Here is a 15,953-nt window from a genome sequence, read left to right as displayed (position 1 = left end):
AAAGCGGCGTTAATTATGATCAGACAAAGAACGTTAAAAAATATAATCCGAGCAACAGGTGTCGGCCTTCATTCTGGAGAGAAAGTCTATTTAACATTAAAACCTGCACCGGTTGACACAGGAATTGTTTTTTGTCGCACTGACTTAGATCCTGTGGTGGAAATTTCAGCAAAAGCAAAGAATGTTGGTGATACTACACTGTGCACCTCTTTGATAAACAGTGATGGAATTCGTGTAGACACTGTTGAGCATCTTCTTTCTGCTATGGCTGGATTGGGCATCGATAATGCCTATGTTGAAGTGAGTGCTCATGAAGTTCCTATAATGGATGGCAGCGCTGGACCATTTGTATTTCTGTTACAATCTGCAGGAATCATGGAACAGAATGCACCCAAAAAATTCATTAGAATCAAACGTGAAGTTACCATTAAAGATAATGACAAAGTAGCAACTTTTTTGCCGTTCGATGGCTTTAAAGTAACTTATGAGATTGACTTTGATCATCCGGTATTTCGGAGTAGAACTCAGAAAGCCAGTATAGATTTTTCGAGTACTTCTTTTGTGAAAGAAGTAGCAAGAGCCCGTACTTTTGGGTTTATGCGTGATATTGAGTATCTTCGATCTAAGAATCTTATTCTTGGTGGTAGTGTTGATAATGCAATTGTGGTTGATGATTATCGTATTCTTAACGAAGATGGTCTGCGCTACGAAGATGAATTTGTTAAACACAAAATGCTTGATGCAATTGGTGATTTATATCTTCTTGGCTATAGCCTTATTGGAGAATTTCGTGCGTATAAATCAGGTCACGCATTAAACAATCAAGTATTGAGAAAGCTCATTTCTCACCAAGATGCTTGGGAAATGGTGACTTTTGATGACCCATCGACAGCTCCCATATCTTATATGCGTCCAGTAGCTGCTGTGTAATCCCTTAAAATAACATTTATTATTTGTTTGTTAGGTGAATTTACGTATTTTGATGTGGTTAATACTGGGTGGGTGTAGGGATAACTTAAAACAGTGGTTGCAAGGATATACTCGAAATTTTCGAGTTATTCACAGACTCGCCTTAGAATTTTTGCACCAAAAACAGGATTCAAGTATTTTGGTAACTAGGTTTTAAAGTAGATAAAGCGCTCTTGTATGCTGAGTGTTTATGTTGGGTTAAAGTGTTTTCATAAGCGAGTCCTCAAAAGTAAATTAACAGTAAATTCTGTATTTCTTTCAGGTCAATAGTTGAATGAATTGCAGTCAGATGTTAAATTCGTCAGCTAAACTGTTACTTTATGTATAGTTTTTAGCTACATTACGTATGAAAACAACTATACTTAGTTTTCAATTATTGGAAAGTGGTCAATTTAAGGGAGTTAGAAAATACGGCAGGTTTTTACTTAGTCGTTAATAGGATTGATACTTTAGACCGCTAAGATCCAGGTAGAACGCAAAACATAATGAATATTATCGTCGTTAGGCGCAGCCATGGACAGTCGAAAACGGTCAATGTGCGGTTTTCAACGATTCTTGTTGCCAGTATTCTGTTTTTAGCATCGTTAGTGGTGCTTAGTGCATGGATAACTTATTGTGTCATGCAAATGGGCTCACAAGTTGTCGTAACAGCTAAAACAGCAAAACAGTGGCAGCATCAAATTGCGCTGCAGAAACAAGAAATAGAACACTTAAAAAAGCAGGCTAATGTTCAGCTTGACTCATTAGCCTTGCGAGTGTCAGAACTGCAAAGCCGTATAGTTAGGCTAGATGCTTTAGGTGAGCGTCTAACGACTATGGCCCAGCTTAATGATGGTGAGTTTGACTTTTCAGAGCCTCCCGCTGTGGGTGGTCCCTCCTCTCAGGATATAGATCAAGCCTATACTGCTCCTGACTTTATTGAGTTAATGGATCAATTAATTGGTAAAATTGAAAGCCGTGAAACTCAACTAGAAATTCTCGAAGACCTACTGGCAAACAGAAAGCTTTCAGAAGAATTTTTAGTAAAAGGTGTACCCGTTCTTAAAGGCTTTATCTCCTCTCGTTTTGGCTATCGTACGGATCCTATTACGGGGCGCCGGTCATTTCATGGCGGAATCGACTTTGCTGCAAAGCATGGTGAAAATGTACTTGCTGTAGCTTCTGGCGTAGTCACCTTTTCTGGCCGCAAGAATGGGTATGGAAATGTGGTGGAAGTTAACCATGGAGCAGGCTTAGTTACACTTTATGCTCATAACAGTGCGCTACTGGTTGATGTTGGAGACATCATTGAGAAAGGTCAGTCCATAGCGCTTGTTGGAAGTACTGGTCGATCTACAGGCCCTCACGTTCATTTTGAAGTGTTTAAAGGTGGGCGCAGGGTTAACCCCTCTGGCTACATAGATAGAAATATGCTGACCAGAAAGTGAGCTATTTAGCTCACTGTTAGTGCTGAGTTTCGAATAGTGTAGATTTAGCGGTAACATTACCCTTTTATTATCTCTATGGAATCCCCACCTTGGGAATGTGTCCAACCTTTTTATATAGCTGAGCATTATGTTAGCCCCCTTAGTCCGAAAAGTTTTTGGTAGTAAAAATGATCGCCAATTGCGGCGTATGAGAAAAATTGTCAAAGCGATTAATGCCCAGGAGGAGGGCTTACAGAAGCTGTCTGATGAGCAGCTGCAGCAAAAAACTGTAGAGTTTAAGCAGCGTATAGAGCAAGGCGAATCACTCGATAAGTTATTACCTGAGGCATTTTCGGTAGTGCGTGAAGCAAGTAAGCGCGTTATGGGAATGCGTCACTTCGATGTGCAGATGATTGGTGGAATTACACTGCATGAGGGTAATATTGCTGAAATGCGTACAGGTGAGGGTAAGACACTAGTTGCTACATTACCCGCTTACTTAAATGCGCTTTCAGGTAAAGGCGTTCATGTTGTCACTGTAAATGAATATCTTGCTCGTCGTGATGCTAGCTGGATGCAACCGCTTTATGAGTTCTTGGGACTTTCTGTGGGGGCAGTGGTTCCAGGTCAAACACCTGAGGAAAAGCGTGCAGCATATCAATCGGATATAACATATGGCACCAACAATGAGTTTGGTTTTGACTATCTTCGTGACAATATGGCATTCAGTATTGAAGATAAGTTTCAGCGGGGACTTAATTTTGCCATTGTTGATGAAGTTGACTCCATTCTAATTGATGAGGCAAGAACACCTCTGATTATTTCTGGGGCAGCAGAGGAAAGTTCTGAGCTGTATATTGCGATTAATAAATTAGCACCAAAGTTGACACGACAGGAAGAGGCTATCGAAGGTCATTTCACGCTTGATGAAAAAACACGTCAAGTTGAGTTGACAGAGCAGGGACACCAGTATGTGGAGGAGTTATTAGTTCAAGCTAATCTGCTAGAAGAAGGTGATAACCTCTATGCTGCTCAAAACCTCAACTTACTACACCATGTGTATGCTGCATTAAAGTCTCATACAATCTTTCATAAAAATGTCGACTATATTGTGCAAGATGGTCAGGTGTTGCTTGTTGATGAACACACTGGTCGTACAATGCCTGGTCGACGCCTTTCAGAAGGCTTGCACCAGGCTCTAGAAGCAAAAGAAAACTTACATGTTCAAAGTGAAAGTCAAACACTAGCTTCTACAACTTTTCAGAATTATTTCCGCTTATATCAAACACTATCAGGTATGACAGGGACTGCAGATACAGAAGCTTTCGAGTTTCGGCAGATCTACGGTTTAGATGTTATTGTTATTCCTACACACAAACCAATGATTCGTAAAGATCATAACGATCTGGTGTATTTGACGATTGAAGAAAAATACAGTGCGATTATTGCTGATATCACAGAGTGTGTTGCTAATAAAAGACCTGTTTTGGTGGGCACAGCATCAATTGAGTCGTCTGAAAAAGTCTCTCAAGCATTAACCAAAGCAAAGATCCCTCATGAAGTGCTTAATGCTAAGTTTCATGCTCGGGAGGCTGAAATTATTGCCCAGGCTGGTAAGCCAGGTGCGGTAACCATTGCAACCAATATGGCTGGGCGTGGTACGGATATTATGCTTGGAGGAAACTGGGAGGCTGAAGTTGCCCAGTTAGATGATCCTTCTGGGCAGGAGATAGAAAAAGTTAAAGCAGAGTGGCAGGAGCGTCATAAACAGGTATTGGAAGCTGGTGGTTTGCATATTATAGCTACCGAGCGTCATGAGTCTCGCCGGATAGATAACCAGCTTAGAGGTCGCTCAGGTCGTCAAGGTGATCCAGGCTCTTCTCGCTTTTACCTTTCTCTTGAAGACAATTTAATGCGGATCTTTGCATCAGATCGTGTTAAAGGCTTTATGAAAGCTCTGGGAATGGAAAAAGGTGAAGCCATAGAACATCGAATGGTCACAAATGCTATCGAAAAGGCGCAGCGCAAGGTAGAAGGTCGAAACTTTGATATTCGTAAAGCTCTGCTGAAATATGATGATGTAGCCAATGAGCAGCGTCGCTATATTTACGGTTTAAGAGATAGAGTTCTTGAGGTTGATGATGTAACAGAAATCATTGATGAGTATCGTCATGAGGTTTTAACTTCGGTAGTAGATCAGTTTATCCCTCCCCAAAGCTTAATTGAACAGTGGGATGTTAAAGGTCTAGAAGAGCACTTAACATCTGAGTTCAATGTCAAGCTCCCTATACAGCAGTGGTTAGATGAAGATAAAAGACTTCATGAGGAGCCTCTGCGTCAAAAAATTGCGCAAACTTTGATCGATGAGTATAAAGCTAAAGAAGAATTAACAGGATCAGAAGTGTTGCGTATGTTTGAGAAGCAGATGCTACTTCGGGTCTTAGATGATAAGTGGAAAGAGCATTTGTCAACAATGGATTTCTTGCGTCAAGGAATTCACTTAAGGGGTTATGCACAGAAGAACCCTGAGCAAGAATATAAAAGAGAAGCTTTTGAGCTGTTTAAGCAAATGTTGCAAGATATTGCTCATGAAACCATTAAAATCCTGACACATGTGCAAGTACGTCAAGATGACAATACAGAAGAGGTTGAGCGTCAGCGTCGAGAAGCAATGGCCCAACGTATGCGTTATGAGCACGAACAAGGTGGAGCATTAGCTGAAGCCGGCGTTGAGGATATTGAGTCTAATAAACCTTATACCCGTGAAGGAAAGAAAGTAGGTCGTAATTCACCTTGTCCATGCGGATCGGGTAAAAAGTACAAACAGTGTCATGGTAGATTGGGTTAGTTGACCAAAACATAAAAAAAGGCGACATTATGTCGCCTTTTTTTATGTTTTACTTTTGTTCAATAAGCTGAGGTTTGGGAAAGAATGAGGATAACTGGCTTATTAAGAATAAGTTTGGGTTAATGGGGAGTGCAAAACTTAATGGTTAGCAAGTCTGTTCATGTAGCTGTTGCTGTCATTGTTAATGCATCAGGTGAAGTGCTCATTGCCAAGCGTGCTTCTCATCAACATCAAGGAGATAAATGGGAATTTCCTGGTGGTAAAGTTGAAGCTGGTGAAGATGTTACTAAAGCATTGATAAGAGAGTGTCAGGAAGAATTAAATATTATTGTTAAGCCTTCTAGAAGGTTGATAGTAATTAAACATGATTATGGTGATAAGTCTGTTATGCTCGATGTGTGGTATGTAAACCACCTATCGGGAGAACCTGTTGGGTTAGAAGGGCAACCAATTCAGTGGGTAGCGAAAGAAGCACTTTGGTCCTATACATTTCCTGCCGCTAATAAGCCAATTATTCGTGCTATCCAACTACCTTCGGAATATGTCATTACAGGAGACTTTACTGACCAAAATGAATTGTTTAGTGAAGTAAAAAGACTAATTGGTGAGGGATATTGTCTCATTCAGTTTCGAGCCCCCCAGCTTAGCGAACAGAATTATTTAGCGATTGCCTCAGAGTTACTGGTTTTTTGTGAAACCGCGGGATGCCAGTTAATACTAAAAGGCTATCCCCAGTCTATTTATCAACTGGGAGGTAAAGGATTACATTTAACTGCACAACAGTTAAAACAGGTATCTATGGCTGATATTGAGCCATTCAAACAGTCAGGTTATTTACTTGCCGCATCATGCCATAATGAAGAAGAGCTTAAGCGAGCAGAGATCCTTGGTGTTGATCTAGTTACGTTATCCCCTGTGACTCATACACCAAGCCACCCTGATGCTATTCCTTTGTCGAATGATGAGTGCGAAATGTTAACGCTACAAGCCACTATGCCTGTGTTCTGGCTAGGTGGTATGACTCAGGAGCAGCTGTCTCTGGCTTGGTCACGAGGTGCTCAGGGCATAGCCAGTATTCGCGCTTATTGGCGATGATTAGAGAATAATGGGTGAACGTTACTCAGGTCACCAGTGGTATCCTCCATTTGCTCAGATAAGGTATCTGCATAGACAGGGCTACCAGGAATTTTATGTTCCTCGGCGGCCCAACATCCCAGATCAATCAGTTTACAACGGTCGCTGCAAAATGGGCGGTTAGGATTACTCGTCTTCCATTCCATGGATTTGTGGCATGTTGGACAGTTGACCTTGAGCGTCATGGTTTCACCTTTGATAAGTAGGTTTGATGAAGACTCGCTAACTTTGTATAAAGCTGTTCTAGATTGCCACTATTATCAATAATATCGTCCGCCATCGCTAGCCGTTTATTCCTAGGAAGTTGAGTAGCGATAATGGCTTTAACCTGATTAGGGTCATGGTGATCTCGTTCGCAAACGCGCTCAATTTGAGCACTTTCGTCAGCATCAATAACAAGCACTCGATCTACTAGCTTCTGTTGTCCTGTCTCTAACAGTAAAGGAGAAACCATTATGGCGTAGGGGGAAGACGCACTGTGTAAGTTGTCTAGCATTTTCTGATTAATAAGTGGGTGAAGAAGCTGCTCTAGCCATTGTCGCTCTTGTTTATCTTGGAAAATAATTTCTCTTAGTTTTCGACGGTTTAAACTGCTATCGATGTTTAGGATAGAGCTACCAAAATGCTCAACAATTTGACAAAGAACGGGAGAGTCCTTTTCAACTAATGCTCGACTAACCTGATCTGCATCCTCAATGTGAATGCCTTGTCGCTTGAAAAAATCGGTGGCAGCACTTTTACCACTGCCAATTCCACCAGTAAGACCCACAATAAACATTATTAAAAGCCTGCTAGCTGAAAATACTGTTGTACAATTGTTTCGCCCCAAAAAAGTGCTACAGCCCCTGCACCGGCTAGGTAAGGGCCGAAAGGAATGGGAACTTGATGGTCGTGACCTTTAAAAAGAATGAGTAGTCCGCCCACAATAGCACCGATCAATGATGACATTAGGATAATTAAGGGTAACATTTTCCAACCAAGCCAGGCACCAAGCATCGCAAGTAGCTTGAAATCTCCATAGCCCATGCCCTCTTTTTGGGTGAGAAGTTTGAAAAGCCAATAAACGCTCCATAAGGTTAAATAGCCAGCAATAACTCCCCACAGTGCTTGATCAATGGTGGTAAATAGTTGCCAATGAAAGTTGGCCAGTAGACCCATCCAGAGCAAAGGTAAAGTAATAGCGTCCGGGAGAATTTGATGGTCGAAGTCTATTATTGTTAAAGTCAAAAGTGCCCATAGTAGCAAGCAAGCAGCAAGGGTGTTTAATGAAAAACCAAAGTACCAGCCACTTAACAAGGCAAGTAAACCTGCTAAAAGCTCGATTAGTGGATAACGGATACTTATTGATGTACTACATTTAGCGCACTTTCCTTTAAGTAATAAGTAGCTTAATACAGGAATATTTTGCCAGGGTTTTATGGGGGTTTTGCATGATGGACAGTGAGAGTGAGGTACAATTAAGTTAAACGTTTCATGATTGCTTTCATGGGATAGCTTGAGTAGGTCACGACACTCACACTCATATAAACGTTGCAGCATAATGGGATAACGTAAAATGACAACGTTTAGAAAACTACCTACGATTAGCCCAACAATTAACAAAGTAATTAAGAGCGCTGTTGGGCTATAAGCTAAATATTCAAGAATGCTCATTTATTTTCCTACAGGAGCAAGTGAGGCTTATCAACAGGAAAAAGGGCAGCTTAGCTGCCCTTGATAATTAAAACAGTTAGTTTATAAAAAATGGGGATTAGACGACAGAGCCTAACTGGAATATAGGTAGGTACATGGCGACAATAAGTCCACCAATAAGCACCCCTAGCACAGACATAATTAATGGCTCCATCAGGCTGGTTAAGCCGTCCACTGCATTATCCACTTCTTCTTCATAGTAGCTGGCGACTTTATCCAGCATTTCATCTAATGCTCCTGATTCTTCACCAATGGAGACCATTTGCACTGCCATATTGCTGAAAATAGCCGTATTTTTCATGGCAAATTGAAGCTGCATACCCGATGAAACATCCTCTTTAATTTGCTTCGTTGCATCATAAAACACCACATTACCTGCAGCCCCAGCAACAGAGTCTAAAGCATCAACTAAAGGCACACCCGCGGCAAAAGTGGTTGAAAGTGTTCGTGCAAAGCGGGCCATGGCTGACTTGTGCAAAATATCACCCATAATGGGAAGCTTTAGGACCATTCTATCTCTTGCGTCCCTAAGGCCTTTATTTTTTTCTAATGCCTTGCTAGTTATTAAGACAAAAGCAATGATGCCAATAAGAAAATAGTACCAATAAGCTTGCATAAATTCAGAGAGGTTAATGACCATCAAAGTAAAGGCGGGCAAATCAGCACCAAAGCCTTGGAATACTTCTTGGAACTGAGGAACCACCTTAACAAGTAGAATGGCAGTAACAACTATAGCGATGACAACTACAGCGATGGGGTAGCGAATGGCTTTCTTAACCTTCATCTTAAGAGACTCGGTTTTTTCCTTATAGGTTGCTATCCTTGCTAACAGTGACTCAAGGCTACCCGATTGCTCCCCTGATGCGACTAAGTTACAGTATAAATCATCAAAATACTTAGGATGCTTTCTGAGTGAGTCCGCTAGCGTGTTACCCCCAGCCACTTCATTTTTTATATTATTGAGCAAGTCTCTTAAATTCGGGTTATCGGCTCCCTCGGCAGTAATTTCAAAAGATTGAATTAAAGGGACACCAGCACGCAACATTGTTGCGAGTTGTCGAGTAAAAACAGCGATATCTAAAGGCTTGATGCTTTTGCCTTTGCCGCCAATCGTCATCCCTTTTTTTCGTACTTTAGTAGGGACGATGCCTTGCTTTCGTAACTCGGCTTTAACGGTGGCTAAATTGGCACCCTGTATTTCGCCTTTAGTCTTACGACCTTTTTTATCTTTTCCTTCCCAAGTAAAGGAAGCTACTTTTACTGCTTTGGTTGCCATGATGATCTGTTCCTTGGGCTGAGTCTACGCCAATGACCCGAAGAGTAAGAATTATAGAAAGTATTGGGCGATAACGGCGGAAGTGCAAAAGTTTATTTTTAACTCATAACATGAATGTAACAGTACTATGTAAATCCAAGCACAATAGTCATAATTTTGTTGCTGCATTCTATGAGCCATAGTGCTTTCATAAGGACTGTATATCTTTGCTTCGGAGTAACCATTTAAAATTATTTATATGAAATAGTTCGCATTATTAGTGTAGCCTATTAATCGTTATTGCGAATACTAATAAGGAGGCCAAAAATCTATTAATGCCAACCATTTCATGTTTTTAGCGCCTATTTGCTTAATCCTTAGTAACGCGGTTAACCTCTTCTAGGCTGGTAACCCCTTGGAGGGCCTTTAACAGGCCAGATTTGCGTAAATTACTAAAGCCCTCTTTGTCAGCAACTTCTGCAATTTGTATCGAGTTACCTTCTTCCATAATAATTCTTGATAAAGCGGGGGTTATTTTCACTACCTCATAAATACCAACACGGCCTTTATAACCTTTATTACATTTTTCACAGCCTTTAGCGCTGGGGCCATAAAGTACAGCAGATTTTGCTTGTTCAGGAGTGAAGCCTTCTTCCAGTAAAGTTTTCTCTGGAACATCAATGGTCTGCTTACAGTTGCTGCACAATCTTCTGGCAAGGCGTTGGGCGATGATTAGATTAACAGTTGTTGCAAGGTTAAAAGCGGGTACTCCCATATTAAGTAGGCGGGTTAACGTTTCAGCAGCGCTGTTGGTGTGCAATGTGGACATTACCATGTGCCCTGTTTGGGCAGCTTTGATCGCAATCGAGGCAGTCTCTAGATCTCGAATCTCACCCACCATGATAATATCAGGGTCTTGACGCAAGAAGGCACGTAATGCCTGGGCAAAGTCCATTCCTTGCTTGGGGTTGACGTTAACTTGGTTAATCCCCTCAAGGTTGATTTCAACTGGGTCCTCTGCAGTTGAAATGTTACGTTCTACGGTATTGAGAATGTTGAGGCCGGTATAAAGCGATACGGTTTTACCACTCCCTGTAGGCCCGGTAACCAAAATCATACCCTGTGGTTGCATAAGAGCATTCATATAAAGCTCTTTTTGAGCTTCTTCATATCCTAGGCTATCGATGCCCATTTGGGCGCTGGTAGGATCAAGAATACGTAGTACTATTTTTTCACCCCACAAGGTTGGACAGGTATTCACACGAAAGTCGATAGACTTAGTCTTGGATATTCGCATCTTAATACGGCCATCCTGAGGCTTACGGCGCTCAGAAATGTCCATCGATGACATAATTTTTAAGCGTGATGAAATCCGTGGGGCTAAGCTGATGGGTGGTTTTGCTGTTTCATGTAATACACCATCAGTACGAAAGCGAACCCGGTAGGTTTTTTCATAAGGTTCAAAGTGTAAATCGGATGAGCCACCCTTAATGGCTGAAAGCAGCATCTTGTTGACAAACTTAACGACGGGAGCATCATCAGCTTCACTGGCAGCTGGCCCTTTATCGTCTTGATCATCATCGACTGAGCTAATATCAAGATCTTCTAAGCCTTCATCATCAAGGTCCGATAAGCCATCATCTGTATTATCAAGAAACTTTTCGATGGCTGTATTGAGTTTATCTTCTTCGACCAGTACAGAGTCGATATTAAGTCCAGTATTGAAACGAATTTCATCCAGCGCGGCTAAGTTAGTCGGGTCAGATACTGCAATAAAAAGCCGAGTACCGCGCTTATAAAGCGGAATTGTATGGTGTTTGCGAATAAGCTTTTCATCAACAACATCTTTAGGCGCTATTTCAAAGTCAAAGCTGTTAAGGTCCATTAACGGGGAGCCAAACTCTTCAGAGGCTAGTCGAGCTACATCCAAGGGTTTGACTAAGTCTGACTGCACTAAATGAGTAACAAAAGGAATTTTCTGCTTGGAAGCTTCTTGATAAGCGCCTTGTGCCGTTTCTTCGTCAAGAAGATTGTCATCAACAAGTCTTTTCGCAAGACCGGTAAGCATGATTCTGGACATGGAATAGTTACTACTGTTTCTAGTTGATGAAGGATACGAAAAGTATAGATCGAAAAGTAAAAATCTATATAAGAGATATAATTAACATAAAGTATGTGACAAATTTTGTCACTAAGTGGTGATGAAGGTAACTGATTAAAAATGAACCTGACATCAATCTGTATTAGTAAACATGTTAAATTTTGAGAAATATACAGTATGTTAATGCTAATGGGGTGAGTGTGTACTAACTAAAAAAATTGGCATTGGCATTGCTCTCACATCCGTACTATGACTATTCAAGTGAATAGGATTTGATCGGAGGAGCTTCACATGAAAAAAATGCAACAAGGTTTTACCTTAATTGAATTAATGATCGTGGTTGCGATCATTGGTATTTTGGCGGCGGTAGCTATACCTGCCTATCAGGATTATACCATTCGTGCAAAGGTGACAGAAGGTTTAAATATGGCTGCAGCAGCAAAAACTGCAGTGTCAGAGTATCGTCTTTCTGAAGGAACTTTCCCTAGTAGCAACGCAACTGCTGGAATTGGAGCAACAGTAACTAGTGAGTTTGTTACAAGTGTATCAATTTCAGGAGCTGGAGTGATAACAGTTTCAATGAAAACTGCTGCTGGTGGAGGTACTTTTACTCTTACACCTGCTTTTTCTAGCGGAGCAGTTAGCTGGGATTGTGAAAAAGGGACTATTGACGCTAAGTATTTACCTGCTACCTGTCGTGACTCTTAATTAGGTTAGGTAACCCCTCCAGTTAGCCTGGGGGGGTAGTTTTAATGGTTATTAAAGTTAAATTTAATTAGTATAAAGTTCTTAATAGTATCAAAAATGGGTGAATTTTTTTTTGAGAAACATAAAGTTAAAGTATTGCTTTTTGTGTTTTTTTTATCACCAATTTATACATATATTTTATATAAACCTGCAATAAGTAACTTCCTTCTTCTTGATGATGAGCCTAATTTAAGTTCATTGTCTCTCCTTGATAATCCTGATGTTTCTCTTCTTGATGTTTCATTGACAAATGAGTCTGGCCCATTGTTAAGGCCAATTTCTGTATTGAGTTTTATAGTAAGTTACAATTTTAGTAAAGATGATTATTCTTACTATAAGTTTTTTAACTTGTTAATACATATCGCTAATAGTTTTCTATTGTATTTAGTGTTGGTGAAGCTCTGTAATTTGCTAGATATTAAAAAAGCATATGTAGTATCAGTAATATCCTCTGTCATCTGGATGATTCACCCTCTCCATTTGTCAGGAATTATGTATGTTGTTCAAAGGATGAATCTTTTATCTACATTCTTTATGCTTATGGCTCTATTGTATTATTTGTATTATGTGGAGAATAAAAGTTTCGGTTTTTTGAAGTTGTTAATTGTGGGTGTTCTGGTTTTATTTGCTGTTTTAAGCAAAGAGAATGGTCTTGTAATTATTCCGGTTGTTTTGTTTTTGGAGTTGATTTCTGTAAAACAAAGAAATATAGAATGGAGTTGCTTGTTAAGGCGAGAAGGTTTTGTTGTGTTGCTTTTTTTTGTGATTTGTGGAGGGGTGGGGTTAGTAATTGGATGGGATTATTTTACAATTTATTCATATAAATACAAGTCGTTTGATTATGTTCAGCGTTTAATGACGCAGATAAATGTGGTTTTTGGATATTTGTGTAATGTAGTATTTCCATTGGAGAGAAACTTGGGTCTCTTCTTTGATAATTATACCATAGTTAATAATTTTTTAGATGATAAGCAGGTGTTGATTAAGTTTTTAATTTTTGTTCTTATTTCTGTTTTAAGTTTTAAAAATAAAGTGGTTTTATTTGGGTGGTTTTTTTATTTGATTTCTATAAGTATGGAGTCTAGTGTTTTTGCCCTTGAAATGTACTTTGAGCATAGGAATTACTTTCCTTCAATTGGTATCATTTTTATAATGGTATACTCTTTGTCGAATCTTGATAACAGAATTGGTTTTTATATATTGGTTATTTGTTATATTTTTTTCTTGTCGTTGGTCTGCGCTACAAGAGCATATGCTTGGTCATCATTAGACAGCTTTACTATTAAGGAATATGAAAGAAATCCTCAATCCCCAAGAGCGATTTCATATATGACAAATTACTATTTAAGAAGAAATAATCATGATATGGCCTTAAAAACACTAAATAGTATGATGTACCATAAAAGGTATTTGGCTGGATATATAATAAATGTCGTAGGCATTGATTGCGATTACAAAAAAAATATAGTTAAAAAAGAATTGATTGGAAGCTTGGATTTTAGCAGCTCACAACAGTATATGTATCTATTAACTGCTATTGAGTCACTAACAAAATTACAGTTAAAGAAAAAATGCAATAAAGATATCGTAAATTATATGCTAAATCGAATTGATATTGATGGAAGAGCGTTAGATTACAGAGGGATGCCTCTTAGACTAGCAGAGCTATATTTATCAATGAATGATATAAAAAAATATATGTATTACTTAGAGGTTGCTTACGAAAGGCAGGTAGGTTTTAACAAAATTTTTATAGGTTTGAAATATGTTCAGTCGCTAATCATAAATGGGCATACACAACAAGCAAGAGAGGTTATGCTAGAAATTGAAAGCTATAGCATGAGTAAATTTGGTATTTTTAGTGGATTAATCAATGAATTTAAAAAAGAGTTGAATAATGTTGAATCCTGATGAGCAAAAATACACTATCCTCATGCCAGCAAAAAATGAGGCATTAAATCTCAGTATATTACTGCCAAAATTAAAAGGAGTGTTGGGAGGAGATAGTTTTGAAATACTAGTAATTAATGATGGTAGTACTGATAATACAAGCGAAATTTGCCTAAAAAATAATGTTAAAGAGATAAAGAAAAAGTATTCATCTGGTAATGGTGCTGCTGTAAAAAGTGGCTTAAGAAAAGTATTAACTAAAAATGTTATAATAATGGATGCTGATGGGCAGCACAGACCTGAAGACATCCCAAAATTAATAGATAAGTTTGAACAAGGCTTTGATATGATTGTGGGTTCAAGGAGTCGACTGCATCAGGCAAATATATTTAGAATGATAGCTAATACTGTTTACAATAAGTTTAGCTCATGGGTGGTAGGTCATCACGTAGAAGATTTAACATCAGGGTTTAGAGTTGTTGAGACAGAAAAAATTAGTGAATTTATTGATCTTTATCCTAATGGATTTTCATACCCAACTACATGTACAATAGCATTTTTTAGATCAGGGTATTCAGTTGGATACGAAAGAATTTATGTGGGAAAAAGAGAAGGGAAAAGTCATATAAATATTATAAGAGATGGTGTTAGATTTTTGCTTATAATATTTAAAATATGTATGCTTTACTCACCTTTAAAAATTTTTTTCCCCGTCAGCTTGATATATTTTAATATAGGTGTTTTGTACTATATATTTACATATATTTTATATGGATCATTCACAAATATGGGTGCCGTGTTAATTAGTAATAGTTTTTTAGTTTTTTTGGTTGGGTTGGTTTCTGAGCAAATAACAATGTTGCTATATAGAAATACAAAAAAATGAAAATATTATTTGATATAAACCATCCTGCACATATTCATTTTTTTAAAAATCCTGCAAAAAAGCTTTTAAAAAAAAATTGTGAAGTTTTCTTTACAAGTAGAGATAAGGATGTCACTACAAGTTTACTTGATCAGTTGGGGTTTGAGCACACAATACTTTCTTCTCAGGGTAGTAGAGGTGTTGGTTCATTAGTTTTAGAGTTATTTAAAAGAAACTATAAGCTTTATGATTTCGTAAAAAAAATACGTCCAAATGCAATGGCTGCGATTGGGGGTACTTTCATAGCGCATGTAGGAAAAATAACAAAAACACCTTCATTAGTATTTTATGATACGGAAAATGCCAAATTACAAAACTTAATTACTTATCCTTTTGCATCTTATGTTATAACACCTAATTGCTATAATTCATGGCTGCCTAAAGGAAATATCAGATATAATGGTTACCACGAACTTTCATATTTGCATCCAAATTATTTTAGGCCGAATATTGATATTGCTATAAAAAATGGTATTAAAAAAAATAAAAAAAATATTTTTATCAGGTTGGTTTCCTGGAAGGCTAATCATGATATTGGTGAGATTGGGTGGGATTATGAAATATTGGAAAAAATGATGGAAAAATATAATGATAATTATAATATTATTATATCTTCCGAGGAAAAATTACCTAGTGATTTAAATGATTATAGGTATAATGGTGTGGTTAGTGAAATGCACCATGTTTTAGCTTACTCTGACTTAGTTATTGGTGAAAGCGCAACAGTCTCATCTGAAGCCGCTGTATTGGGTGTACCTTCTATATATGCAGCGACTACTGGAAGGGGATACACGGATGAGCAAGAAAATAAATATAGACTAGTAAAGAATATCAATAATATATCATGGGATTTGATAAAGAATAATATGGATGAAATTTTGAAGATGGATATTAACTACTTTAAAAGGCAGAGAGAGCAGCTTTTGAATGATACGATAGATGTTGCTCAGTTTGTTGCAGATATTATAGTTGAGAAAGCTAGTTGA

At 38.5% G+C, this 15,953-nt stretch carries 13 protein-coding genes; 8 read left to right on the top strand and 5 right to left on the bottom strand.

Going from position 1 to position 15,953, the window contains the following annotated elements:
• Positions 1-15: 15 nt before the first annotated feature.
• The 4 genes from lpxC (at position 16) to F607_RS0100225 (ending at position 6,318) form a co-directional block, all read left to right on the top strand.
• The gene (lpxC, locus tag F607_RS0100240; RefSeq protein WP_027706420.1) at positions 16-930 is read left to right on the top strand and encodes a UDP-3-O-acyl-N-acetylglucosamine deacetylase; all 915 of its coding nucleotides are present in this window, start codon (positions 16-18) and stop codon (positions 928-930) included.
• A gap of 524 nt (positions 931-1,454) precedes the next feature.
• On the top strand, positions 1,455-2,396 hold the full coding sequence (locus F607_RS0100235) for a M23 family metallopeptidase (RefSeq protein WP_027706419.1): 942 nt from the start codon (positions 1,455-1,457) through the stop codon (positions 2,394-2,396).
• Positions 2,397-2,523: 127 nt separating this feature from the next.
• The gene (secA, locus tag F607_RS0100230) at positions 2,524-5,223 is read left to right on the top strand and encodes a preprotein translocase subunit SecA (protein ID WP_027706418.1); all 2,700 of its coding nucleotides are present in this window, start codon (positions 2,524-2,526) and stop codon (positions 5,221-5,223) included.
• A 141-nt stretch (positions 5,224-5,364) separates the two neighbouring features.
• On the top strand, positions 5,365-6,318 hold the full coding sequence (locus F607_RS0100225) for a Nudix family hydrolase (protein WP_038289364.1): 954 nt from the start codon (positions 5,365-5,367) through the stop codon (positions 6,316-6,318).
• On the opposite strand, the gene yacG is transcribed toward F607_RS0100225, so the two are convergent.
• From yacG to pilB, 5 genes are all read right to left on the bottom strand, one after another.
• On the bottom strand, positions 6,306-6,542 hold the full coding sequence (gene yacG / locus F607_RS27515) for a DNA gyrase inhibitor YacG (RefSeq protein WP_051310595.1): 237 nt from the start codon (positions 6,540-6,542) through the stop codon (positions 6,306-6,308). The genes F607_RS0100225 and yacG overlap by 13 nt on opposite strands.
• Positions 6,539-7,135, bottom strand: a complete 597-nt coding sequence (gene coaE, locus F607_RS0100215) for a dephospho-CoA kinase (RefSeq protein WP_038289361.1) — start codon at positions 7,133-7,135, stop codon at positions 6,539-6,541. Before coaE ends, yacG begins: the two co-directional genes overlap by 4 nt.
• 2 nt (positions 7,136-7,137) lie before the next feature.
• Positions 7,138-8,010: a prepilin peptidase gene (locus F607_RS0100210; protein WP_027706415.1), complete on the bottom strand. Its 873-nt coding sequence runs from the start codon at positions 8,008-8,010 to the stop codon at positions 7,138-7,140.
• A 97-nt stretch (positions 8,011-8,107) separates the two neighbouring features.
• Complete coding sequence (locus tag F607_RS0100205) at positions 8,108-9,325, bottom strand: type II secretion system F family protein (protein ID WP_027706414.1); 1,218 nt, start codon at positions 9,323-9,325, stop codon at positions 8,108-8,110.
• 349 nt (positions 9,326-9,674) lie between these two features.
• Positions 9,675-11,384 (bottom strand): type IV-A pilus assembly ATPase PilB, encoded by a 1,710-nt coding sequence (pilB, locus tag F607_RS0100200; RefSeq protein ID WP_027706413.1) that lies wholly within the window; start codon positions 11,382-11,384, stop codon positions 9,675-9,677.
• A 312-nt stretch (positions 11,385-11,696) separates the two neighbouring features.
• Here pilB and F607_RS0100195 point away from each other — a divergent pair, with 312 nt between their 5' ends.
• From F607_RS0100195 to F607_RS0100180, 4 genes are all read left to right on the top strand, one after another.
• Positions 11,697-12,113: a pilin gene (locus tag F607_RS0100195; protein ID WP_027706412.1), complete on the top strand. Its 417-nt coding sequence runs from the start codon at positions 11,697-11,699 to the stop codon at positions 12,111-12,113.
• A gap of 96 nt (positions 12,114-12,209) precedes the next feature.
• Complete coding sequence (locus F607_RS0100190; protein ID WP_027706411.1) at positions 12,210-14,063, top strand: hypothetical protein; 1,854 nt, start codon at positions 12,210-12,212, stop codon at positions 14,061-14,063.
• Positions 14,050-14,928: a glycosyltransferase family 2 protein gene (locus tag F607_RS0100185; RefSeq protein ID WP_027706410.1), complete on the top strand. Its 879-nt coding sequence runs from the start codon at positions 14,050-14,052 to the stop codon at positions 14,926-14,928. Before F607_RS0100190 ends, F607_RS0100185 begins: the two co-directional genes overlap by 14 nt.
• Positions 14,925-15,953, top strand: coding sequence for a DUF354 domain-containing protein (locus F607_RS0100180; protein ID WP_027706409.1), 1,029 nt, complete (start codon positions 14,925-14,927; stop codon positions 15,951-15,953). The genes F607_RS0100185 and F607_RS0100180 overlap by 4 nt, the downstream gene beginning before the upstream one ends.

Source organism: Zooshikella ganghwensis DSM 15267 (assembly GCF_000428585.1).
Classification (GTDB): Bacteria; Pseudomonadota; Gammaproteobacteria; order Pseudomonadales; family Zooshikellaceae; genus Zooshikella; species Zooshikella ganghwensis.
This window is presented reverse-complemented; position numbering and strand designations above follow the sequence as displayed.

Coding starts and splice junctions, on each gene's coding strand:
- F607_RS0100185 (WP_027706410.1), top strand. CDS start 14,050: ATGTTGAATCCTGATGAGCAAAAATACACTATCCTCATGCCAGCAAAA.
- F607_RS0100180 (WP_027706409.1), top strand. CDS start 14,925: ATGAAAATATTATTTGATATAAACCATCCTGCACATATTCATTTTTTT.
- F607_RS0100205 (WP_027706414.1), bottom strand. CDS start 9,325: ATGGCAACCAAAGCAGTAAAAGTAGCTTCCTTTACTTGGGAAGGAAAA.
- pilB (WP_027706413.1), bottom strand. CDS start 11,384: ATGTCCAGAATCATGCTTACCGGTCTTGCGAAAAGACTTGTTGATGAC.
- F607_RS0100225 (WP_038289364.1), top strand. CDS start 5,365: ATGGTTAGCAAGTCTGTTCATGTAGCTGTTGCTGTCATTGTTAATGCA.
- coaE (WP_038289361.1), bottom strand. CDS start 7,135: ATGTTTATTGTGGGTCTTACTGGTGGAATTGGCAGTGGTAAAAGTGCT.
- yacG (WP_051310595.1), bottom strand. CDS start 6,542: ATGACGCTCAAGGTCAACTGTCCAACATGCCACAAATCCATGGAATGG.
- F607_RS0100190 (WP_027706411.1), top strand. CDS start 12,210: ATGGGTGAATTTTTTTTTGAGAAACATAAAGTTAAAGTATTGCTTTTT.
- secA (WP_027706418.1), top strand. CDS start 2,524: ATGTTAGCCCCCTTAGTCCGAAAAGTTTTTGGTAGTAAAAATGATCGC.
- F607_RS0100210 (WP_027706415.1), bottom strand. CDS start 8,010: ATGAGCATTCTTGAATATTTAGCTTATAGCCCAACAGCGCTCTTAATT.
- F607_RS0100195 (WP_027706412.1), top strand. CDS start 11,697: ATGAAAAAAATGCAACAAGGTTTTACCTTAATTGAATTAATGATCGTG.
- F607_RS0100235 (WP_027706419.1), top strand. CDS start 1,455: ATGAATATTATCGTCGTTAGGCGCAGCCATGGACAGTCGAAAACGGTC.
- lpxC (WP_027706420.1), top strand. CDS start 16: ATGATCAGACAAAGAACGTTAAAAAATATAATCCGAGCAACAGGTGTC.